Raw genomic sequence first — 24,437 nt, forward strand, 5'->3', positions numbered from 1 at the left:
ACTTTAAAGAGCAATCAAATCCTTCTATATTTAATAACTATTTTTCCACTCCACCTCCACTCTCCCGTCATCATACACATATATTCCCTGCACATATTCTTCCAGCATCTCTCGTGTCATCTTTTCATAGCCTAAATACTTCAACATCTGCTCCACTGGAACATTCTTTTTCATCAGGATTTCTTTCTCACCATTTATCAGTTCTTCCAGTTCCTGTACACGTTTCTGCAGTCGTTCTCTTTCTTCTTCCAACTGCTTCTTTGCTTCCATAAACTGGTTCTGGTTCATCTGTCCCTCGTGATACTTCTCATAGTTCTGGCGGTTCTGGATTTTTATTTGTTCTTGACACTTTTCACAATCTGCACTTTCCGTCTTATAGGCTTCTATACTATCCTCATGCTGTTTTCTCATGGATTGCTGCATCTGTACTTGGCTGATATTCTGACGTAAGTAAGCCTTTATTTCTGCCAGCACGATATGCTCCAGCATTTTGTTATCCGCTTTCCCGGCAAAACAACCTGTATCTTCTTTTCCTTTACTGTAAGCGCAGCTATAAAGGATATGACCATGAACCGGACTGCTTGAAGTCAGACTTCTGCGACAATTTCCACACTTCACATAGCCACCTAACAGTGTTGTTTCCCTGTCAAATTTACTTTTCTTTGTGTATCTGATCTGCAGGGACTGTGCTTTTTCAAAAACTTCTTTTGATACGATCGGCTCATGGTGATTTTCCATCACTTTCCACTGATTTCTCGGCACTGGTACTTCTTTCCCTGTTCCGGGATCTGGAATCTTTGTCTTTCCATAGACCATACAGCCTATATAAGTCTTATCATCCACAATCTTCCGTATCATATCACTCGTCCACTGCAATCCTCTTGATGCAGCTTTCTTGCTGTCTGATTTCTGTCGTCTGCTCATAGACTGCAAGGGAGTCAATACACCCTCTTCATTGAATAACTTACAAATCTCTATCTTGGAATACCGCTGATTGGTCAGTTCAAATACTCTGCGGATTACTTCCGCTTCGTCCTCTACAATCACCAGTTCTTTCTTATTTTCAGGATTGATTCGATACCCATACGGTGCAGAACCACAGCAATACTCACCTTTTCCTCGTCTGGTACTGACTGCCGCTTTTACCTTTACGGACTGGTCTTTCACATAAAAGTCTGCTATCAGTCCTTTAAACTGTACTTCAATATCCGAACTCTTTCCCTTATAATCTTTAGAATCATATCGGTCTGAGATAGAAATGAATCGTACTCCCAGGAATGGAAAAATCTGTTCCAGATAAGTTCCCATCTCAATATAGTTTCTGGCAAAACGGGAAAAATCTTTTACCACAATACACTGAACTTTATTCTCTCTGGCAAGTTCCAGAACCTGCTTAATTGCCGGGCGCTCCATACTGGAACCAGAATATCCGTCATCGTAAAACTCCTGAAATGGCATAGCAGCAAGCTCCGGAATATTGGAAATATAATCTTTTACCAGTTTTCTCTGATTGATAATGCTGTTACTTTCTCCCTCTGAATCATCTTCCATGGAAAGACGGTAATATCCAATAATCAGTTTCTGATCACTCATGTTCTACCGCCCCCTTAAACCCGAAGTTGATTTCCAGTCTGCCATCACCATACAGATACATACTTTCAATCAAGCCCTCTGCAAGTTCCGCATTGATTCTGGTTGTCCCATCCAGTTCCAACAGACTTCGTAAAAATCTGGCTTCTTCTTTCTGCTGTTTTTCCAGTTTTCGTATGGTCTGCTCCAGAGACTTCTTTCTCTCTTCACAAAACTCTTTCCAGTTATTACGGTCATCTTTCATTTCTATATAAGCTTCTTTGGAAAGTTCACCCTCTTTATATTTCATAAATGCCTGTGCCAGTTTTTCTGAACGTCTTTCCATATCTGCATCCAGTTTTCTGATCTCAGTTTGAATCTCATTGATTTTGGAAAGAAATACCGCACTGCTTATAGCAGACATATCCTTTTTCCGCAATCCAGATAACTGAAACTGTCTGGTCAGCTCCGAACGGACAATTTTCTGCAGCTTCTCCTCGGAAATAGATTTATGACTACATTTTCTTTCATCCCGATACCAGGCAGCATTGCAAAAGTAATACACATTGCCTTTGCATCTACGTGTACACATTTTCCGCTTACAATCACCACAATAGAATACATTGTAAAATGCTCTTTCATCATCCTCCCATCCTTCTGTAGTTTTTGTTGCTTTCTGTTGTGCTGCTTTTAACCTGATCTGTGCTTTGTCAAACAGTTCTCTGCTGATAATCGGCTCATGAGCATTTGGCGTAATAATCCACTGACTTTCGTCCAATATGTCACACCATTTTTCACCTCTTTGAAATCTGGATTCATATTTTCTCTGAACCAGATCACCATAATAATTATTTCGATTTAAAACCGCACGTATCGAAGAATTTCCCCACTGATGAAGATTCTCTCCATCCTGACAGTACACATGATGATATTGGTTATAGTCCGAAATCCGATGTACCCCATCTTCAAACAGCCTGTCAATAATACTCTGTATACCATCTCCAGAAGCATATTCTTCAAAAATCCTACGAACAATCTTTGCAGATTCCGGTTCCACAATCAGCTTATAAATCCCATTTACCTTTTCCACACAATATCCGTATGGAGCTGTAGATCCCACATACTCACCGTTCTTCTGTGCAATACGTTTTGCTGCCCGTTCCTTTGCAGAAATATCTTTTGCGTAAGCATCATTCACCAGATTCTTGATATTCATGGATAACTCCTGATTCTTAGCACCCAGTGCATAGGAGTCATAGTTGTCACATACAGAAACAAACCGCACTTTCATAAAAGGGAGAATCTTTTCCAAATAATTTCCGGTTTCGATATAATTTCTTCCAAATCGTGAGAAATCCTTTACCAGAATACCATTTATTTTACCTGCCCTGACATCATTCATCATCCGTTCAAATCCCGGTCTGTCAAAATTTGTTCCGGTTTTTCCCAAATCAGAATAAATATCATATACAGCAATCTCATACTCTCTGTCTGGATTTTCATTGTGCTTCTGAATGAATTCTTTTATCAGCGTAACCTGTGTTTCAATAGATTCTGACTTTTTTTCATCACTATCTACGGATAATCTGGCATAAATTGCAGCCATACATACCGGAATACCAGAAACTTTCTTCTCTGTGTTTTTCTTATATCTTTTTGCTGTTCTTGCCATTTATCCCACCTCTTTCCTGTACTCTGTCCTGTGTTCCGCATAAAACCGTCTTATGACTTTCATCTTCTCAATCATATCCTGATAGCGGATGTGAATTTTAATTTGCTTGTTCTCATAAATATAGATTTTATCTACAGTCAGTGCCAGCAATGTGCGATCCAGTTCTTTGATTTCCAGTGATTTCTTCCAGTCCTCCAACTGAACAGTTGCAGACACTCCACCCTCAAACATTTGCTTTACCAGTTTTTTCTGGTTTTCAATCATCTGCTCCAGTTCTTCACATTTTCTTCCGTAACTTTCCCGAAAATCATCGAACTCCTCTTTGCTGATCAATCCCTCTTTCAAGTCATCACCCAAAGATGCTTTCAGGCTGTAATAACGGTTATATTCTTCCTGCAACTTACTAATCTGCGTATCATAACCGATTACCTGATCGTAACTGACTTTCATTTCACAAAGTTCTTCCATAATCATCTGATAGTCTACGAAAAGTGCCGTATATGCCTGAATCTCTTTCAATACAATCCTTTTCAGCACCTCTTCCGGAATACTGTGTCTGGTGCAATCTCCACCTTTATTTTTTGTCTGGCAAATATAAAAGGCTTTTTTCTTTCCCTTATACTGATTTACCCTGCGTATCATCGGTGTATGACAATCTCCGCAAAATACAAAACCTGAAAAAAAGTTTGCACTGTCCGATGTTTTCGATGCCCTGCCATCATACTGAAGTAGCTTCTGCACCACATCAAAATCATTCTGCCTGATTATTGCCGGATGCGTATTTTCTACTTTCACCCATTCTGATTCTGGCTTATCCAGACGTTGCTTTACCTTATAGCTGATTCGTTCCTGCTTACCCTGTACCATGTTTCCAATGTAGACCTCGTTGGTCAGAATCCTTTTTATCTGCACTGCTGACCATTTCGGTGTGTCTGAACTATGGAATCCGGAATTGTAATTTTCACCATTTGCCTTTTTATATTCTTTTGGTGACTGCACATGACGTACATTCAATTTTTCTGCGATTGCTCCAAGACTGAACCCATCAATTTTCCATGAAAATATTTTTCTTACAATATCCGCTGCATAAGAATCAATCACCAGACAATTCTTATTCTCCGGATCTTTGCAGTAACCATACGGGGCAAATGCTCCAATAAATTCACCTTTTTCACGTTTGATTTTCTGGTGGCTTCGCACTTTACCGGAAATGTCCCGGCAATAGCTTTCATTTACAAAATTTTTGATTGGAACAACAAATGACTTTTCTGAAAATCTGCTGTTTTACTGTCAAACTGGTCTGTAACTGAAATAAAACGCACATTTAAAGCCGGGTAGGTCTTTTCGATCCATCGCCCGGCTTCTATATACTCTCTTCCGAATCTGGATAAGTCTTTTACAATCACGCAGTTTACTTTTCCAGCTTCTATATCAGTTGTCATTCGTTTAAACTCAGGTCGGTCAAAATTTCCTCCTGAGTATCCGTCATCCACATATATATCAAAAATCTGAATATCCGGCTGGCTTTTTACAAAGCTCCGAAGTAACTCTCTCTGATTTGCAATGCTGTTGCTCTCTGACTTCGCATCGCCCTCTTCCATATCATCTTTCGATAATCGAAGATACAATGCAGCATCGTATATATCTGGCATATTCATTTGCATCTGTTCCATTTTACATCGCTCCCAACTTACTTATTCCATTGAATAGAAGTCAGAAACCATGTATCACGTTCATTTTCCCTGACCTCACATTAACATAACATCTGTAGCTTCGCAAGATGTTTTTTTCAAGACTTGCATCTAATACATCAACTCCGTTCTTTTTCTAAGATAATCGCTAATGGCATCTGTGGCATCCATTTCTCCTGTCATCTCCACAACCACTACATATCCTTCATTCATGTGGGCATACGGCTGATCGCCGGATTTATCCAGAAAAGTTTCCACTTTCTCAGAAATAGCTTTATCCATATCAGGAATTAAATCTTCAATGTCCTTTAACTGCTCCAGATCAACACTGGAGTCTATTACTGACTGATTCACCATGATGCTCACCTCTTTTCCAACATATTCTTTGTATCAGTTGTCCTATACCTGCAATTTTCTCAATTGCATCACCTTACCTTTTCGTATTTTGTTCTCACAGTTTATCTATTGTTATAGCATTGCATATTCCGTTCGGCGTGTTGGCTTCCATTCGTATAATCTGCTGTCAGCGTTACTGCCAACCTCTATCAGAATATTTCTGAATGCTGGTAGCTTCTTCGCAAACTTACCAGCCGTTTCCGGAGTATCTTTGACGCTCGCCCGTAAAATCCTTTACAGGGTTATGGCATCTGTGGAATCAGATTATACAGCTCATGTAATTTTCAAGGTACAAAAGAGAGTTTTTTGAATATCCTTTCACTTATTACAGCCTAGAAACACCAAAATGTTGTTCTCTTCAAAAAAATCCTCTCACTAATAAAGCCTGACAGAAGGATTTTACAACCTCATTTTGCAATAATTTGCAAATAGTATTTATCCTCATCTGTACATTCGCTTTCATGCGAACCTTTATCGTACTGTCATTTTAATTCGCATTCATGCGAATGTCAAGTGTTTTATTCGCTTCAATGCGAATCTTTCTGTTTACATTCACTGTTTTTGGTAGTAAAATGGATTTATCAAAAAGAAAGTGGGAAATCTGATATGACAATCGGTGATAAAATAAAAAAAATCCGGACATTCCGGAATATGACACAGGCAGAACTTGGTGCTGCCCTCGGCTGGGGCGATAAAGGTGCAAACCGCCTTGCCCAATATGAAACGAATTACCGGGTTCCCCGCAAAGATCTGGTAACTGAAATGGCTAAAATTCTGGATGTGAATCCACTGGCACTGCATGAGCCTACTACTATGGATGCTTCTGAACTTATGGAAATCCTGTTCTGGATTGACGAATTTAATCCGGCAGCTATCAATCTCTTTCAGTTAGAAACTTATCCCGGAGAGAAATGCAATTCCAGCGAAGATACCTCTGTCCGTTACCATGATTCAGATAACTGGCCTGCTCATCCACCTGTTGGTATGTGGTTCAATTATGGAGTTCTCAATGATTTTATGAAAGAATGGGTTCTCAGAAAGAAAGAATTAAAATCTGGCGAAATTACCAGAAATGAATATTTTGAATGGAAAATCAACTGGCCGCAGACCTGTGATGGGTGTGAGAAATTTGAGCCGAAAAGGCAGTGGCGATCTGTTAATGCTGAACTTAGTGAAACTTAGCAAAACTTAAATTTATTATGTTTTTTCTCGTTAGTCAAAGAGAAGGCACTGTAAAACCAATAATTCAGTGGTTTTCAGTGCCCTTTTTCATATTGCTCTATTGAATTTTCCTCATCCCGCCTATATAAGTGAAACTTAGCGAAACTTAAATTATGCCCAATATGGAATATACTTTTTATATCTTGGTGCAGTATCCGGATCCATTACTTTAATATAGCCTCCGTCAACAGCACTGGTAAGAAGTCGAGATGCTTTCGCTTTCTCTTTTTCTCCCAATCCAAATATTTTTCGAATATCTGAGTTAGAAATCCCCTCAAAATTGACATATGCCAGACATGCCTGCATATAACAAGTACGCATCCGATCTTCTTTCGTGGTTAATTCAAACGGTACTTTCGCAAACAATATTGCTTTTGTAAATTGATTGTTTTGATTTTCAATCCTCGGTGCAAGTAATTCATTTTTACCGGTTGCTTCAACAATCTTATCATATCCACTGCCACGTTCCTCACAAATACCACATTTATGCATAAATCCGGCAATATTTTCATTTCTGGACACCGGCACCGAATCTACAATTCTTTCAATTGCTACCAGTGGTGCGCCAGCATTTGAAAATTCAATTCGATTTTTAAATACTTCTACCATCGGATTTGTACCTCTTTGCTGCAGATCCTGATGTATCATAGCATTTGCCAACAACTCACGGATAGCAATTTCCGGGAAACTGACAACAGATTTCCTTGTTGCCTCTACAATAACCTCTTCCTGCGGAATAATTGTCATAATATACTGCACGATTTCTTCATGCGAAAATGCATAGCCCGCACAGAACTCTTTTTCTCTGATAGCATCCAGTCTGGAATTCTCCTTATACCATATCACCCTCACAGTTCTTCTATGCAAAGATTCAAATTTCTTCAAATCCTTTGCGATCATCAATGCTCCCATATTCGTGATATCCCATGTACCGGCATCATTTCTCTTTATGAACTTTTCATGCTGTAAATCTTCCAATACTTTATCCCTATTTCTCGGAATTGGCATTTCCAGTTTATCATAATACTTTGAGTAATCCAATAATAACACCATTTCATCTTCATCTAAATTTCCCATCGCAATTCGGAGTTCATATGGTGTAGAATCGAATGTTCTCCATAATTCTCTTTCTTTGTCAGGATACTCTTTTAAATTCTTTTTGTTCGTTCCAATTCTTATAAATTCCCCACCGGCGAACTGTACCGGCTGTTTTTCCGCACAAGGAATCTCCATCAGCACAACCATTCCTTCATCCATCGGAACCTCAAAAAATCGGAAATTAATTCTTGGTGAAAGCATTCTGGAAAGCCATGCTTCCAATTCCTCATTCCCTTTTTTCATTTTACGATACTGAAATTCAGTTCCTACAATTTTATGCGTTGCATCATCTACCCCCCAAACCAAATATGCTTTTGGTCGTTCGCACAACGCAGCTGAATTACTGAGAGCAGAAATATATTCGCCAATCATCTGTGGCTGCTTGTTATTACATTTAAATTCTACCCATTCAGTCTCATCTGGAAGCTTTGCAAGCTCTCGGACAAGACTTTGCAGATATTCTACTGATCGTATTGCCATAAAATCACCCTCTAACTTTGCAATTAAACATCATTTTGAAAGAACATCTCGAAAATTATCATGAACAATCTTAATAATGTCTGGTTCATTATAATACCGTGCAACTAACTCATATATTTTTATCAAATTATTAAATGTGTACTTTTTCCCATCAATCTTCGTGAACGGCCCATCACTTTCAATCAGTACTCTTGTTTTTGGTATCAAATACAATTTTTCTTTGCTTTTTTCATTTGTTACCATATTGGAATTGAGCGAAAAATAGCAGCCTATATCCAGTAATTGTTGCAATTGCTCTCTGCTCCCATTAAACCAATGAATAATACACCTACGAAGACGATATTCTTTTAAAATAGATATTGCTTCTTTTTCCGCTCTTCTAAGATGCACTGACATCAATTTATTCTTTTCTGCACACACTTTTGCAATTTTCTCAAAATATATACATTGTTTATTACACGAAATATAACTTTTTTTTGAGAAATCAAGTCCAACTTCTCCTACATAATTGGTTTCATTGATTAATTGTATAAAACTATAAAAATCTGTATCATTTAATGATGTCTCCTGTGGATGGAAACCAAGTGCAAATTTCAAGTATTTTGTTTCTGGATACATGCGTTTGCAAGACATATAGACCCCAGGTGAGTTCGTCATACACAATGTATATTGTTTTTTTTCATTAATTCCAGCATATATTTTCTGATGATCCTTGTAATGATCCAAATGGAAGTGTGTATCAATAAGATGTTGAATCATAACCCAAGATACTCCTTCATCCTCTGATCTCCAGAAAATAATTGTACCAAATCATCTATACTTTTCTTATATAAAACTAAAAATTTTCCAACTTCCTCTTCTGTTAATTCTCCGACACACCTAATATCTCTTTTTAATTCTTTATCTGAAGAATGTTTGCAACGATAAATACTTCCAAGTACTGCTCTTAAATCAGCACTTTTTTCACTTTCTTCATATGCCATAAGGAACTCATAAGCTTCTCCCTTATAGGAATATTTTTTTATCTCGTCTATATCCAAAAGTGAACTCTTACGAATCAAACAAGGATAACAATATCCACAATTTATAGGATATTCTTTTGAACCATTTTTATTGTACCGTGCTAAACAAGGATGTGAACATGAAATCGTATCTGCATAACAACTTTTAAATGCATTGGTATCTTTAACCTGCTGTACAATCTCTCTTTTAGTATTATAAGCAAAAAAATTTATAATAGTATTTTGTATTCCTACTTGCTTTAAAACGTCGTTAAATTGTCGCAAAAAGTACGGATGAGTGGTACGTGTACTACATGTTCCTTTTCTTCCTCCCGTCAACGGAATATTAAGTCCTATAAATCCATTTTCAGGAATATATACCGGAACATTTCTTCCTAAAATACCAGCTATACTAAGTGCTGCACATAAAAATAATAGTGATCTTCCTCGAGAGGTATTTTCGTTTCCCTTTAAACCGCCTTCTTTTTCGCTAATAGGAGCCCTGGAATTCGCCGTAAAACTAATAAATTTAACAGATTGTTCTGGATAAAAGTTCTGAAAAGTACTTGTAAATAACCTCTGTCTTTTGGCAAGTTTAGGATATTCATTATGTCCAACCAGGCAAGGAGAGCCCCCTTCTTCTAATAGTCTAATTGCACCACAAAAAGAATCCAAACCTCCCGAAAACAAACATACACAATCACAATCCTGAACATTCAAATGAATCCTATTTGCATGCTCTCTATAGCTATATATTACTTCACTTTTCCTAAATATAATATGCCAATGATCTCCCGTTAAAAATCCAAGTATTTTTTCCCATTGTAAGCTCGTATCCTTCCATTTATCATATTCCAATACCGGAATAGATACATTTATATCTCTAGTCCAACAATCTTTAAACCTTCTTCTGGATACTCTTTTGTCTAAAGCAAAAATACTCAAACCTATTATAAATAAATCCTCATATATTGCAGGAATCTGCATTTGATCCATCCGGTACCAGCTGTCTGTTATATTTGTAAATATCGTACTATATTTTTTTCGATTAATCGAAAAAACATATGCGTCTTTCCATTCGTCATCTGGCTTTTTCTCTTGTTCCTTATCAACCCAAAACCGCATTCCTAATCCTCCCCATAATACTTTTCAAACACAGATAACGCATCTCTTAATGCATCTTCTACTACTTGTGCTGTTCCCATATTAGAAAAATCAACTGTTCTCAAATTATCCAAGTTTAAATCACCATCAATGCTATTTTCTATATATTCATGCATGTCATTTAAAATTTCGGATGTTTGTGCCGGTGTTTTTCCTTTTGATATTTTTTCTTCATATCGAAAGTCAAAATTTTCTTTTATGTATTCCTTCAACATTTCTTTTAACAGTACATCAACTGAAACATTCCCTATATCTGCAATATCTTCAATTTCCAAATTATCCATAGCCTGTGACAATGCATCTGCTGCCATATTATCTTCTACCGATGCTCCAGAATTTGTAAATTCATGCAGTAATTCTGTCCAAACAACTTCTGACGGCTTTCCTACAAGGTCTTCCCTATTATATTCACGCAATGCATTGTCCAGTCCACCCGATGCAACTTTTTGTGCAAAACCTAAAGTTCTTGCAGCTGCTGATTGGAAACTACCACCTGTCGACATGTCTGTTTTCATTGCTGTAGCATATTTACTAGCAGCTTTTGCTTTCGAATCATAATCTCTATTATTTATAAATGACGTCACTGCTCTTTTCGCTTTTGACCAATGCAGTGTTGTTGGTGCTATATATCCTTTCGATGTACCCATATTAGCTTTTCCTCTGTTCTTTTATTTCTGTAATCTGCTCATCTGTTAACGTTCCTTTTTTTACCATTATTTCTAATACAGTATTCATACTTCCTGTATCACTATTATACATTGTTCTTAATGCAGCCATATCACCCGCTTTTATTGTGACTGTTGATTTTCCAATTGCCTCCACTATTTTTCCTTTATACGTATCAAAATTCAAAAATAAATCTCTTATAATAAAAAATTTCATTTCGCCTTTTTCGATCTTAGGTATAATAATCTTAAATGTATCTGCAACTTCTTCTGCATTTAATTCTTTCATATCTTTTATAATAGCCGCCATTTGGCCAGCTTTAGATCGTCCAATTCTTTCCAAAATTTCTTTCGTATTTTTACTGAATCCAGATTCATCAATGCTAGAACTTTTCAGATTTTCTCTTGTTAAATAAAAATATTTTTCTAAACGATATTTTTCCAAGTCAACAGGTTTACATTCTATCCACTTTTTCATTTGTGCCGTATTCCACGGATTTTGACTATCCATATTTCCTTCCTGGAATTCTGTACGAATTTGCTTGAATTTTTTATTTTCAGTATCAAATTCTTTACTCCATTCATTTAGCTGTATAAACAAGTCATTATCCAATTTTTGTAACACTAACAACTTCGCCAAAATAGAAATATCAATTTCATCACCATAATAAATTTTTGCCAACTGGCGTTTAGTAATAAATGTATTCAGAAAGCGTTTTGCCTGACGTGGATTCCCTTTCAGCGTAGAAGCAACAATTTCTCTTATTTCATCAATAATCTTTGCCGTTTCATTAAAAGCTGACTTATCCCCGTCCCTCCAACTCAGGTTTAATTCATCAATCAAATTATTAATTTCTTCTAATGTAATTACATCGCCAGAAACTATCATTTTTTCTTCAAATATTTTAGCTATTAGGCGACTAAAACTTTCCTGTTCCAAATAACTTTGTGCAACCAGTAATAATAGATAATTTTGTATGTCCTTTGCAGATAACTCTGGAATATATATCGGCAATTGAATAATTTTTTCAATATATTCTTTGTCTAGTTCTACATCAAAACCATTCATCGGTGGATACTTTTCACGAATGGAATACTTTATAACATTTTCATCCGCAGCAATAATAAATGTTGTCCTATCAACAGCTAAAAACAACTTAATCACTTCCAATATTTCAATTATTCGTTCTGGGCGGCATCTGTCCAAATCATCTACCATTACAACTATATTTTCGATATTGTCATTTTTCAGCGCATCTGAAAACTCTTCTCTAAATTTTCTTATATTATTTATTGTACTTTCATCGGTCGAGTCATCTTCATCTTTCCAATATTCATCTTTCAACGATTGAATTGAATCTGCTGCATTTTTGACAGTATTCCCTATTTCTTCTGCACTTCCAGTTACGTTTAATAACATAGGTAATGGATTTCCTGTTGCTACACTTGCAACTACCGGTGCAAGTGTAGATACGGCTTTCGTTCCTAATTTAAACCAATTTACTCTTTTAATTAATTTTCCAAATTTCTTTTTTACCTCTGCAGGAACTTCTTCTTTTAGTTCCTGCAATAAGGCCTCCATAATTGCAGTTTTCGCATCATCATATGATTCAAACATCCATGCATTAATGGTCACACAAATAATACCTTCTTGATTTTCAAGTTTTTTATCTATTAACTTCAATAAAGTGGATTTTCCAGCACCCCATAGTCCAAACACTCCAATTGTCAATGGGTTATATTCTTTATTTTTAGCAATATCTGCAATTATTCTTGCATATGGTTCATAAAATAGAATATCAATATCTGACGCATTATCTAGCCACATAAAAACCCTCCCTTGTTTTGACACAATTTTATAACATCATATTTTCTTCACTATTTTCCATATTTAACTGGTTCTTCCGCTACCATTTGCACTTGCTCATCTCTCTCAATTTTCCGGTAATCCACAGTCTTTTTAGAACGCATTTCCCTGTAAATCACTCCCGCCAGTGCACTCATTACAGCATCATACTTACTTTTGTCCTCAAATAGAGAACCATAGCTGTCCTGCGCTTCCATATAACTTTCCATTGCTGCATTTCCAAAAGCAGAAGGAAAAATGCTTTCCGTAAAAATTCTTGGATCTGAAGTACGTGCAGAACTTGCCAGTCTATCATCAGCAATCAGCTTATCGTGTAACGCACCAAGCATCACCCGATCTCCATCCGTGAACTGCCCTTTATACTTCTCGTTAATCTTATCCAAGATTTCATCCAATGTGCTTTTCTGTCGGATCCCCTGTGCCCCCTGCTTTTTAGATGGAACATACTGCCCGTCAACTTTTTCCAGTTTTATTGCACCCTCAAAAGTCTTCTGCAATTTATAGTATTCCAATTTCAGCTTTCCATCTAAATCAATCGGTTCTTCCTTTTCTTCTGGCAAGAGTCCAATTAAATAGCTAAGGAAGAGATATTCCTTATGCATATCAGCGTCAAACATACGAACTACTTGTGTTATATAACTATACCATCGTAATAATTTTCTTACCTGTCTTCTGAATTGATACCGTTCTTCTGGGTTTTTCAAATTATATCTGTCCGCTACCGGTTTTAATACACTTGTCATTTTTCCCATTGCAGTTGTATCCTGCTTACCAGGATGATTCCATATATCAATAAATGCCTTGATATCATTCTCATTATAAATTGCATAATCCAAAAGTTCTTTTTCTGTCTGATAAATCAAATCTACATTTACTTCCTGCTCAAGGCTTGTCTCCTGATAAAATGGCTGAAATGCTTCCAGAATATCCTCTTTTTTGTTTGCAAAATCCAACACAAATGTGTCCACCTTTCCAGGGCATGTTCGATTCAAACGCGATAATGTCTGCACTGCTTTCACATTTTTCAATTTTTTGTCAACAATCATTGTATGTAACAATGGTTCATCAAAACCAGTCTGATATTTTTCCGCTACTACCAGAACATTAAAATTATCGTGGAATTCTTCCTTTGTCTGACTTTCTGATATATGGCTTCCATCTTTCCTTACGTTCAGCCCGGCTTCTGTATACTCTTCATCTCCATCCTGCACCGTTCCGGAAAATGCAGCCAAAATATCCATATCTACATAATGTTGTTCTCTTATATATCTTTTGATTTCATGGAAATATCGAACTGCTGCCAATCTCGAATCTGTGACAACCATCATTTTTCCTTTTCCACCGATTTTTTGTTTCGTAGTCTCTCTGAATGTTTCTACGATAATCTGTGATTTCTGGCTGATATTATATGGATGTAATTTTTCATATTTCTTTATAATTTTTGTTGCTCTGCTTTCTGGAAGCTCTGGATTTTCCGGCGTGTCTTTTGCAATTTTGAAACAGGTACTGTAAGTCATATAATTCTGCAAAACATCCAGTATGAACCCTTCTTCTATCGCCTGTCTCATGCTATAAATATGAAATGGATGGAAACTTCCATCTGTCCATTGACTTCCAAACATCTCCAATGTTGCTGGTTTCGGAGTTGCAGTAAATGCAAAAAAGGATAAATTTGGATGTTTCCCATGTGTCAGCATCTCCTGCACAAGTTTATCATTTCTGTCTATTTCATCTTCTGCTTTTCCTTCTATTTCTGCATATTCTCGCAATGCTGCTTCTGTATCAGCCAACGCCGCTTTCAGTTTCATTGCAGAACTTCCCGTCTGTGAAGAATGAGCTTCATCTACAATAATCGCAAAGTTTCTTCCGGCAACCTTATCTACTTCCTGATAAATCACCGGGAATTTCTGTAATGTTGTTACAATAATTCTTGCACCGTTATTGATGGCGTCTCTTAAATCTTTTGAGTTCTTTTTATCATCAATTGTCTCTACCGACCCTATCGTGTGATCAAACCCTGAAATGGTTTCCTGTAACTGTTCATCTAACACGGTTCGGTCTGTAACTACAACCACACTGCTGAAAACAGATTCATCATTCGAATCATGTAAGGAAGCCAGTCTATACGCTGTCCAGGCAATAGAATTGGATTTTCCAGAACCTGCACTATGTTGAATCAGATAATTACGACCTGCACCTTCTTTTTTCACATCTGCAATTAATTTACGTACAACATCCAATTGATGATATCTTGGGAAAATCAATCTTTTCTTCTTCGTGACCTGCTCTGATCCGTCAGGCATTTGTTTCTTTTCTTCCTTTACCTGCAGATGAATAAACTTTTGGATAATATCCATCATACTATCTTTCTGGAATACATACTCCCAGAAATATGATGTCGGATATCCGTCTGGATTCGCAGGATTTCCCTTACCGCCATCATTTCCTGCACCGTTCGATCCCTGATTGAACGGAAGAAAATATGTATTTTTTCCTTCCAACCGTGTTGTCATCCAAACTTCCAACTGATCAATACAAAAATATCCTAAGATTCTCTTATTGAACTGAAAACATATTTCTCTTGGGTCACGATCATACATCCACTGACGCTTAGCATTATCAACGTTTTGTCCTGTATACTGATTCTTTAATTCAAGGGCAAATACCGGAATCCCATTTACCGACAGAACCATATCAACAGAATTATGTATATCACTGGAATAAAACCATTGTCTGTTGCAAGTAATCTCATTCTTTTCGTACAGTGCCTCCGCTGTTTGATTCAGGCCTGATTCTGGTTTAAAATAACATACTTTGAACGGAATACCTCTATGTTTAAATCCGTGCCGCAGTACAGAAATGAGCCCATCCATATCACATGCATTGTTGAAAGCAAGGCAGAATTTTCGTTCTGGATCCACTTTATTCTGCAATAAAAAGCGTTTCCACTCTTTCGGCTGTGTTCTTTGTACAAATCTCAATAGAGTATCTTTATAAACGCCAAGCTGTGGATCATACATATCGTTATTATGTGTGTATCCACCTGCCGGTGATAGAAAAAATTCTTCAATATCTGCTTCGAAACGTTTCTCTGTTGTAACATCTATACTCAAAACTCTGGCACCTCCTTTTTTCCTGTGACATACTCATAAATCAAGGATTTTTTGTAATTTTCAAGTTCAACTAAAAACTGTTCTTTTTTCTGGATAATCTTATCCATTTCAAAAATTTTCCTGTTAAGATAAGAAGCAATTTCTATCTGTTCATCCCATGGCGGAATAGGGAATAATATAGAGAAAAACTGTTCAGGATATAGTCTCAATCTAGATGCTGTAATACCTGTTGAATAGGACGCATAAGTTGCAATCAACGGTGGAATTCTCAGAAGATACTCTAAATAATCCGATACATATTCATTATTCCGTTGGCGATAAGTATTGTATGAAGGACTTATCACTCCTTCATACTTTGAAACGCCAATTGCACCTTGCCACATCCACATTGTATTTGCTGCAAGATCCCCTTTGTGACAGATTTTGTAACCTACTAAAGATTCAGACATGAACATATTTACGTTTTTCTCACTCCTCGGTGTAATGCCTGTAATATGAGAAACCGTCAGCAGTTCTTCTGCTCCGGTATTTGAAATCTCCTTTGTCTCTATAAAAATGTTCTTTCCCCTCTCTACACGCCAGTCATCCGGGATATGTGTGAGCCAACTAATGCCACTATCTTTCATGAGCCGCTCTTGGCGAACACCTTTTGTAACAGCTTGGGTAATAACTGCCTGCTTCAACTTCTTATATTCTTCAATGCTATTGCGAGTCTTTTCAAGGACAGCATCAATATGAGCACATTTTTCATCAAGAAACGAAACTATACGTTCCTGCTCTTCAGCAGACGGCCATGCTATAACCTGTTTATTCCACAACGACGCTGACCATGTTGCAAGACTTACTGAATCCACTACTACTGACGCTATACTACATTGTAATCCGTATTGTACAAATCGCTTATTTACACTTGCATTCATAGTCACCCTTATAATATGGTCTGTATAGCAAGCATTTGGATACGGTATATAAATATAGGGTGTACCATTTCTAGCTAATAATAAATCATTTTCACTTGTATATTTCCATTCTGGGAAATCCTCATAGTTTGTCCTAATAGGATTTATTCCAGCGGTATAGAATAATCTGTCAGTTGGTTCATTAGACCAAAAATTTTTATCAATTCCTTCTCCTGTATTCATACCACCATGCAAATACTTAAATTTAATAGTATTCCACGGCATAGGAATACTTCCTATCCAATCAATACCTGACTCTTTCATCTTTCTACTCATATCATTTCTCCCCAAACAAAGCATCCAAACTGCTCTGAATATCCAACTCCAATTCATGTAAGCGTACCGCAATTTCTTCTACTGGTTCCGGTGCCTGATATTCATAAAAGTACCTTGTCATTGGAATCTCGTATCCTTTTTTCGTTTTCTTTTCATCTATCCATGCTTCTGGTGCATATGGTAATACTTCTCTCTTGAAATATTCCTCAATCTCTTCTGTCAGCGGTACCTTTTCCGTATCACGCAGGGACACATCTGCCACTGGTTTTCCCTTCTTTAATATGATTTCGCCATTTTCATCTTTCTGTGGCTGTTCTACTACAATCTTCTGATATCCAAATTCCTCTGTATCAAAAATCTTACTCTGACAGTAAATACCATCTTTCTCGCCATATATAGTTCCATTTTCAAATGCACCATATGCCTTTACAATCAGATCACGGCATTTATCAGTAATGTCATTTCTTTTTGTTCCGATACTTTTTCTTCTTGCTTCAAAACAATGCGAAGCATCAATCAACTGTACTTTTCCAGCTCTGTGTATTGGTTTGTCTTTAGAACAAATCCAAATATACGTGCTGATACCAGTATTCATAAACATATCTGTACCTAACTGCACAATCGCATCCAACCAGTCATTTTCCAGAATATATCTTCTAATCTCTGACGGTCCACTTCCTGCATCTCCTGAAAATAATGGTGATCCATTCTGAATAATAGCCATTTTCCCATTTGGAGCTAGCTTAGAAAGTCCGTTCAATACAAACAACTGCTGTCCATCTGATATCTTCGGAAGTCCGGGTGCAAATCTTCCCAATTCACCTTTTTTCGCTTCTGCTTCTACTGCTGCTTTTTCTCTTTTCCAGTCAATTCCGAATGGTGGATTTGAAATAATATACTGAAACTGATATCCGCTAAACTGATCTTCAGATAGGGTATCTCCAAATCTCATATTATTTGGATCACCCCCACGAATCATCATATCCGCTTTTGCAATCGCAAATGTAGAGGGATTAAACTCCTGACCAAAGCAGGTAACTCCAATCTCCGTGTTTAGTTCCTGAATTCTTTCTTCCATGCAGCTAAGCATCTGAGATGTTCCCATCGCCATATCATACACTGTTACATTTCCACCCTTACTCAGATCTGCATCTGATAAAAGTAAATCCGTCATTAAATAGATAATATCTCTACTGGTAAAATGTGCCCCGGCCTCTTCACCAAAAGATTCGGAGAATCGTTTTACTAAATCTTCAAAAATATATCCACAGTCTACTGCACTGATTTTATCTGGTCCCAGATATCCTTTTTGTGAATTAAATTCTTTTATGACAAGATACAAGGTATTACTTTCTACCATTCTGCGGATAATGTTATCAAAATCAAACTTTGCCAGCACATCCTGAACATTTGCAGAAAATCCATTCAGATAATCTCGAAAATTTGCTTCGATATTTTCCGGATCAGCTAATAAAGATTCAAATGTATATTTGCTGATGTTATAAAATTGATAACCGGAAGCCTTCGTCAGAAATCCATCAATTACAGCAAAATTCTTCACCTTTTCATACTGTTCCAATACTGCTTTGTGTGTCGGTAATAAACAATCATGAAATCTTTTTACTACTGTCATTGGCAAAATTACCAATCCATATTCATGCGGTTTAAATGGACCACGGAGCATATCTGCTACATTCCAGATCATTGTCGCTTTCTCTGCTATATTAGTTCCAACTACATCAAATTTATTATTTTCATCCATTTATTTTTCCTCCGTATAAATATGTTCTAATTCTGCTGTTGCCTTTTCTAATTTGTATTTCAATTCTTTTATTTCATTTATCTTGGCGTAATATTTATCTGCAATTATCTTCTGACTTTTTAAGTCAGGCAATGGAATTGTTATTTTTTTCAATCCTTCAACCGGCAGATTTAATAAAGTAGCCCCTACTGCTACTCTAGATAAGGCTGCTTTTCCATTTTCACTTTCCAAATATGCTTTCAAAAAGTAAGGATTTATCTTATCTTCATCTAACTCAATAACATAAAGATTACCATTTGCTAAAATCTTATTTCCTTCTTTTACGGATGCAATTGCCATTTTTACCGGAGATACATTTTTAGAAATTACGAGACTTCCATTTTTAATACAATATTTCTCGTATTTAGGATTCATTTCTTTCAAATAAGGAAGATCATCACTAATAATACCATCCTTTATATTTGCCAGCATCAAATACTGCATGTTCGTTGGTTCATCAGATACAATTTCATCTAAAATCGTTGCTTTAATCTGTGCTCCTCTTGTTATGTTCTTTATCACAGATTCAAATGCTACACCGTTTTTTATGGGCATCTCTTTTTGAAGATATCTTGACGGATTAAGAGTGTATTCATTTTTTGCCACCTCTTCACCCAAAACTAGCTTTGAGTTATCGTCATCTGTATTCAACAATTCAATAATTTTAGAAATATTTTCATCACTAAGAACATTCTGTCTTCGTCCAACTGAGACCATCTCCGTTGCATCTATCATTCTTATATTTTTATTATTTCTGCTTAATACCAGTAATGAACAGGCAATTCCAGTATTCGAATACAAATTGGATGGAAGTGCTATCACCGCCTCGACAAATCCTTTTTTTACAAATTTTTCGCGGATTACTGTATTGATTCCTCCGTTCCAAGTCACTCCATTACTCACCGAAACAACCGCTTTTCCATGTTTGTCGAGATGATTCATGACATTTATAATAAATACCCAGTCTCCCGCAGTTGCTTTCTGTACTTCCGGTATAATATTATATATCGCTTCTAATTCCTCGTTGTTTCCAATGCTCTCTTTCACCCTTATCCCCCAAGGATAATCACAGAATATTTTATCAAACATCAAATTGTCATCTATGTCCAGAACTGATTTTTGCTCAATTTTCACCCGATCAGAAATTAATTCCGTTCTAATTTCTGCTACTTCTTTGACCTCGGTTACAAGCTCTACGCCATAAAACTGTGATTCTGGGTTTCTTTCTATAGCATTCACTAGAAATATTCCAATTCCACTACAGAAATCTGCTGTTTTATCATTTGAAATTTGAAGTATCTCATTTGCCAACTTTACAACACTCTGTGGGGTTTCGCATTCTCCCATAAATTTATTTCCTTGCAATGGCCACCACAATACTACTGCTAAAAGTGTTTCTTCTGAATATGCTTCTCCGATTTCTATTGCCACATTCCATAAATTTTCAATATTTCCTTTTATGAAACTGACTCTCTCCGGTGAAAAAGTCAGTTCCATATATTTTACTAACTGATATACATCGTTTATCTTATTTTTTAAAGATAAATACGCTACATACGCTAAGCAAAATCCTCCATACATGGATGTAGATGTATTTCCTAGTCCAAGTTCTCTCATCCTGTTTGAAATATTCCAACTAATTTCTTCAACTTTCGAGCCTTCTTTTTCTTTTAACTCTTTAACTGAAATATTCAACCCTGTTTCCTCCTTTGGTTATTCACAATCAATTTCCTTGTGTTCACTATAGCATTTGTTTATTTGATTGTCAATAATCAAATTTGATTTTTAATAACCATGACGCGTTTTAATATAATTCATTAGTGTCATGGTAATAAATTCTTATTTCCATGGTAACAATATTTATAATTCCTAAGAGTAATATAAGATTTATTGGAATATACTTTCTCACCACATCACCTGTTACAGCAATCGATGTCACGCTGATAAGCAGAATCCATATAGAATATTTATCCCATGCTTTTCGATACTGCTCTATCTTCCTCAACACAAATATCTCACCACTTATTCCTAGTCCAAGAAAAATAAGAATAGCCATAATTCTCAAAAACCACGACCATTCTGTAGAAAAATACTCTCGCTCACCTAAAATATTTAATTCTGATGGACGGATCACCCACTCCACATACCTGTACCCAAACTTCAGTGGAACAGTTATGCAAGCAAATAAATCTTTTTGAAATACTGTATTTCTTATTACTGCCAATAAAACCAAAATCATGTAAGCTATCATCCAGAATGTTTCCTTTTCTTTCACTTCATTTTTCAACTTTTTTATTTCATGATCTGTTTTTTTCTTCACAGTTTTTACTTCTTCTTGTACCTTATTAAACTGGTATTCTATTGTTCTAGCTTTTTTCTCTGCTTCTTTCTGTCTCTTCTGTGCTTCATCTACCGCTTCAACAGATGATTTATTCACCTGTATCTGCAATTTAGAGTTCTGGTCCCGAACGTCTTTTATTTCTTCTTCGAGCTGCTCTTGCTCGCTCCTGCTCTTCAAGCCGTTTCTGTTCCTCAAATCGTCGTTGCTCTGCTGAAGCGATTGATTCAACTTCTGCGTTTCGGACATTTCGGTTGTCAAATGATGAATTTCGTCGTTTAACTTCCGAATTTCGTCTTGCATTTCGTAATTCTCGAAGAATAACTTCTGTTTTTCCATTTTCAGCTTGTGTGTCCTTTCCTGAAATTTCTGGATAAACTCGTTCATCTTCTGATTTCTCACCTGTAACTCGTCTCTCTCTTCCGTCACTAGCTCCAGTGACGCCGTCCGCTCCTTCGCAAGCTGCTTCCACTTGTCGGTAGTATCCGGCAAGTTCTTCGTCTGATCTGCTGTCTCTGTTGACTGAATCTCTGGCTTTTTGCCTATTTCTATCAAATTCATTCTCTAAGCCCTCCTTACTGATGTCCAGATGAAATGTTTTTGACAGATTGCTGTCACGCACTTTCTTTCCATCCTGATTCTGAAATGTGATGTGTTTCCGCTTTTCTATCCAGTTCACACTCCATCCAAACTGTTTCATTTTTTCTATAAACTTTTCTTTGCTGATACAATTTTCCAGTGCCTTTAATATCGCCATTGCACAGTCCGCTACAAAACTGTCCTTTACCTGTTGACGGAACAGGTTATATTTATCTTTACTCCATGCAATGACTTCCCCTTTTTCAATCTGGCTTCCATCAAAGTGCTTTCCTTTCTCGACAACTGTCAGTCCACGTTCCCGGCACATCTGATTGGTAAGCTGTTTCATACGTTCCAGATCCTTTTTGGTGTTATGCAGTTTTCTTCCATCTTCATAACTCACTGAATTAGTAACCAGATGGCAGTGGATATGATCTTTATCCTTATGCACAGCCATTAAGGTCTGGAATCCACTGAACCAATTTTCTGCAAACTCTTTTCCAAATTCTAATGCCTGCTCCGGAGTAATCTGCTCGTCCTTATGCCAGGAAATAATGTTGTGAGCGTACATTCTCCCAGAATCTTTATCCCACATCTTCTTTTCTTCTAAAAAGGTTCTATACACCAGATCATAGTTGATCTCATCATGGCAGTACGGACCTGTTACATAAGTAAGCAGTTCACTTGTCTTGTCCTGTCGCAAAACATATTCGATACAATTTCTCATTGCTCCATGTGTATTTGTCCGCTTATTAATCGTCTTATTAATAGCCATATCTTTTCACTCTCCTTCCTGTATTTGAGAATATTTTTGTTGAGATAATACAGAATATCTTCCCTTGGCATAAAACCATCCGTATTCATTTTTCTTGCAATCTGATTCAAATTCGTAGCTGCACCACGAAGCTGACTAAGTATCTCTGAAAGAATCTGATTCAGCGTTTTCAGTTCTTCCACTTCCTCTGCAGAAGCAATTTTTAAACCTGCTATTGCATGAATTACAACCGCCTGCTGAGTCTGTCCAGACTCCTTTACTTTATTTTGGAGCAGATTATACTCTGCTTTATTCATTCGTATCGTTACTGTATAATTTCGTTTTCGCATAAATCTTTGTCTCCTTTCTCCACTCTATCTTTTTTATAAATCATTCATAACCTTTCCGGCTGGTAGATTAGCAGGGGATATATAAGGGAGTGCAACGCTCCCTTATACAGGTGCAGGGCGCATGACGTCCAGTGGACGTCAGCTTTGCGCCGACCGGAGCGACAGCGGAGACAAGTCCTAGTCAATCAGTAAGTGTTCCGTAGGAATGTCCGGTGGACATTTCGCAGGGATACTTACGCCATTGACGTGCCGGGGTTCCAAGGGGCAGAGCCCTCTGGCAAGTTTAGGAACAGCCCAAAGGCTGACTCCGGTGCAGAGTGGCTTGCCACTTTGCGAAACTTGCCTGTCATCTCCCCACCACTGAACCAGTACCAAGTAAGCAACATTCTCCTCTGCGTTATCAAGCCAAAATTGAGATGACAGTGGTTTTGTGGTGCAGGAACTGACTGTAAAAGAAAGAGAAAATCTCCACATTCCATAGATTTTTCCTTTCTGAAACAGGCTAGTCATGCACCACTCCGATGCGAAGTATCGGACAATCATGTGCCGTATCCGGCACTCTATATTTCTTCTTTGCCTTGCTTATACAACGTTTTCCATCTGCAAATGCCTCTCTGGCATATTTCGTTGTTATTTCTGCTTTTCTTTTTCTGAATCACTTTCCATTTCTGCTGAAAAGCATAAAAATAGCAGTCATGAACATTTCACTGATTTTTACCAATAGAAATGCCATCACTGCCATTACCTTTTTCTGCTATTCTGTTTCCGTAAAGCTTTCCTTACTGTCAGTCTATTTTTCTATTACTGCTATTTTATTTTGTCGCAAATTTCAAACAGGTCATGCAATAAATTCTCCAGTTTCATAAGTCTGCGATGCTGATACCAGATCAATCCGGGAAGTCCCACTGCAAGGAAGAACGAAGCACATAAAATCTTTATTGCCTGTCCTCTGCTGCTTATCCCTCCATATCCAAATCCACATACCAGATTCACGAATAAAACATAGAAATATCCACAAAATAAAACAAATTCAAAAATCCACACCAGCACCTTTTTCACTTTCTCTTTCACTCTGTACTTCTCCCTCCTGCATTTTTAAATTCAGTGTAGCGAATTTCTCGCTATATTTCAATAGTGAATATCTCGCTAAGTTATTATTATGCTAGAGGTGAAACGCATGTATCAGAGAATACGGGATCTGCGTGAAGATCGTGACCTTACGCAGAAGAATATGGGTGAAATTCTGAATTGCAGTCAGCGTATTTACAGTAATTATGAATGTGGTGATGTCGATATCCCTACTCACATTCTGATTAAACTGGCTGAATTTCATAACACCAGCGTTGACTATCTGCTAAACCTGACAGATGATAAACGTCCTTACCCAAGAAAAAAGAATAGCTCCACTTAAGGCAGTCCGATTTATTTTATGCAAACCGGACT

The 24,437-nt window shown here is 37.0% G+C and carries 18 protein-coding genes and 1 pseudogene; 2 read left to right on the forward strand and 17 right to left on the reverse strand.

Going from position 1 to position 24,437, the window contains the following annotated elements; genetic code table 11:
* Positions 1 to 30 precede the first annotated feature (30 nt).
* From ETP43_RS13290 to ETP43_RS13305, 4 genes and pseudogenes are all read right to left on the reverse strand, one after another.
* Positions 31 to 1,593, reverse strand: a complete 1,563-nt coding sequence (locus tag ETP43_RS13290) for a recombinase family protein (protein WP_129258595.1) — start codon at positions 1,591 to 1,593, stop codon at positions 31 to 33.
* Complete coding sequence (locus ETP43_RS13295) at positions 1,586 to 3,241, reverse strand: recombinase family protein (protein WP_055282411.1); 1,656 nt, start codon at positions 3,239 to 3,241, stop codon at positions 1,586 to 1,588. The genes ETP43_RS13290 and ETP43_RS13295 overlap by 8 nt, the downstream gene beginning before the upstream one ends.
* A pseudogene (locus ETP43_RS13300) lies at positions 3,242 to 4,914 on the reverse strand (recombinase family protein). It abuts the gene before it with no gap.
* A gap of 129 nt (positions 4,915 to 5,043) precedes the next feature.
* Positions 5,044 to 5,289 (reverse strand): DUF6870 family protein, encoded by a 246-nt coding sequence (locus tag ETP43_RS13305; RefSeq protein WP_008369874.1) that lies wholly within the window; start codon positions 5,287 to 5,289, stop codon positions 5,044 to 5,046.
* A gap of 645 nt (positions 5,290 to 5,934) precedes the next feature.
* Between ETP43_RS13305 and ETP43_RS13310 the strand changes: the two genes are divergently transcribed.
* Positions 5,935 to 6,510 (forward strand): helix-turn-helix domain-containing protein, encoded by a 576-nt coding sequence (locus tag ETP43_RS13310; protein WP_055282406.1) that lies wholly within the window; start codon positions 5,935 to 5,937, stop codon positions 6,508 to 6,510.
* Between the two features lie 150 nt (positions 6,511 to 6,660).
* On the opposite strand, the gene ETP43_RS13315 is transcribed toward ETP43_RS13310, so the two are convergent.
* From ETP43_RS13315 to ETP43_RS13380, 13 genes are all read right to left on the reverse strand, one after another.
* On the reverse strand, positions 6,661 to 8,127 hold the full coding sequence (locus tag ETP43_RS13315; RefSeq protein ID WP_055282405.1) for an RNA-binding domain-containing protein: 1,467 nt from the start codon (positions 8,125 to 8,127) through the stop codon (positions 6,661 to 6,663).
* Between the two features lie 30 nt (positions 8,128 to 8,157).
* Positions 8,158 to 8,886: a TatD family hydrolase gene (locus tag ETP43_RS13320; protein WP_129258597.1), complete on the reverse strand. Its 729-nt coding sequence runs from the start codon at positions 8,884 to 8,886 to the stop codon at positions 8,158 to 8,160.
* Entirely contained in the window at positions 8,883 to 10,253 is a 1,371-nt protein-coding gene (qatC, locus tag ETP43_RS13325; protein ID WP_055282402.1) for a Qat anti-phage system QueC-like protein QatC, read from the reverse strand. Before qatC ends, ETP43_RS13320 begins: the two co-directional genes overlap by 4 nt.
* 2 nt (positions 10,254 to 10,255) lie before the next feature.
* On the reverse strand, positions 10,256 to 10,939 hold the full coding sequence (locus ETP43_RS13330) for a hypothetical protein (protein WP_055282399.1): 684 nt from the start codon (positions 10,937 to 10,939) through the stop codon (positions 10,256 to 10,258).
* A gap of 1 nt (position 10,940) precedes the next feature.
* A complete protein-coding gene (locus tag ETP43_RS13335) occupies positions 10,941 to 12,785 on the reverse strand; it encodes a KAP family P-loop NTPase fold protein (RefSeq protein ID WP_055282397.1) in 1,845 nt (614 codons plus the stop codon).
* A gap of 50 nt (positions 12,786 to 12,835) precedes the next feature.
* Positions 12,836 to 15,844 (reverse strand): type I restriction endonuclease subunit R, encoded by a 3,009-nt coding sequence (locus tag ETP43_RS13340; protein WP_129259618.1) that lies wholly within the window; start codon positions 15,842 to 15,844, stop codon positions 12,836 to 12,838.
* 89 nt (positions 15,845 to 15,933) lie between these two features.
* The gene (locus ETP43_RS13345; RefSeq protein ID WP_055282396.1) at positions 15,934 to 17,172 is read right to left on the reverse strand and encodes a restriction endonuclease subunit S; all 1,239 of its coding nucleotides are present in this window, start codon (positions 17,170 to 17,172) and stop codon (positions 15,934 to 15,936) included.
* Between the two features lies 1 nt (position 17,173).
* Positions 17,174 to 18,934: a type I restriction-modification system subunit M gene (locus ETP43_RS13350; RefSeq protein ID WP_055282394.1), complete on the reverse strand. Its 1,761-nt coding sequence runs from the start codon at positions 18,932 to 18,934 to the stop codon at positions 17,174 to 17,176.
* Complete coding sequence (locus ETP43_RS13355) at positions 18,935 to 20,668, reverse strand: N-6 DNA methylase (RefSeq protein ID WP_243114290.1); 1,734 nt, start codon at positions 20,666 to 20,668, stop codon at positions 18,935 to 18,937.
* Between the two features lie 109 nt (positions 20,669 to 20,777).
* Positions 20,778 to 21,422, reverse strand: coding sequence for a DUF6040 family protein (locus tag ETP43_RS13360; protein ID WP_207668926.1), 645 nt, complete (start codon positions 21,420 to 21,422; stop codon positions 20,778 to 20,780).
* A 1-nt stretch (position 21,423) separates the two neighbouring features.
* Positions 21,424 to 22,665 (reverse strand): relaxase/mobilization nuclease domain-containing protein, encoded by a 1,242-nt coding sequence (locus ETP43_RS13365; protein WP_243114291.1) that lies wholly within the window; start codon positions 22,663 to 22,665, stop codon positions 21,424 to 21,426.
* On the reverse strand, positions 22,614 to 22,994 hold the full coding sequence (locus ETP43_RS13370) for a plasmid mobilization protein (RefSeq protein ID WP_129258601.1): 381 nt from the start codon (positions 22,992 to 22,994) through the stop codon (positions 22,614 to 22,616). Before ETP43_RS13370 ends, ETP43_RS13365 begins: the two co-directional genes overlap by 52 nt.
* Positions 22,995 to 23,801: 807 nt before the next feature.
* Entirely contained in the window at positions 23,802 to 24,065 is a 264-nt protein-coding gene (locus ETP43_RS13380; RefSeq protein ID WP_055158244.1) for a hypothetical protein, read from the reverse strand.
* Between the two features lie 106 nt (positions 24,066 to 24,171).
* On the opposite strand from ETP43_RS13380, the gene ETP43_RS13385 reads away from it, so the two are divergent.
* A complete protein-coding gene (locus ETP43_RS13385; protein WP_015540886.1) occupies positions 24,172 to 24,405 on the forward strand; it encodes a helix-turn-helix domain-containing protein in 234 nt (77 codons plus the stop codon).
* Positions 24,406 to 24,437: the final 32 nt, after the last annotated feature.

Source organism: Blautia faecicola (assembly GCF_004123145.1).
In the GTDB taxonomy this organism is placed as follows: domain Bacteria; phylum Bacillota; class Clostridia; order Lachnospirales; family Lachnospiraceae; genus Oliverpabstia; species Oliverpabstia faecicola.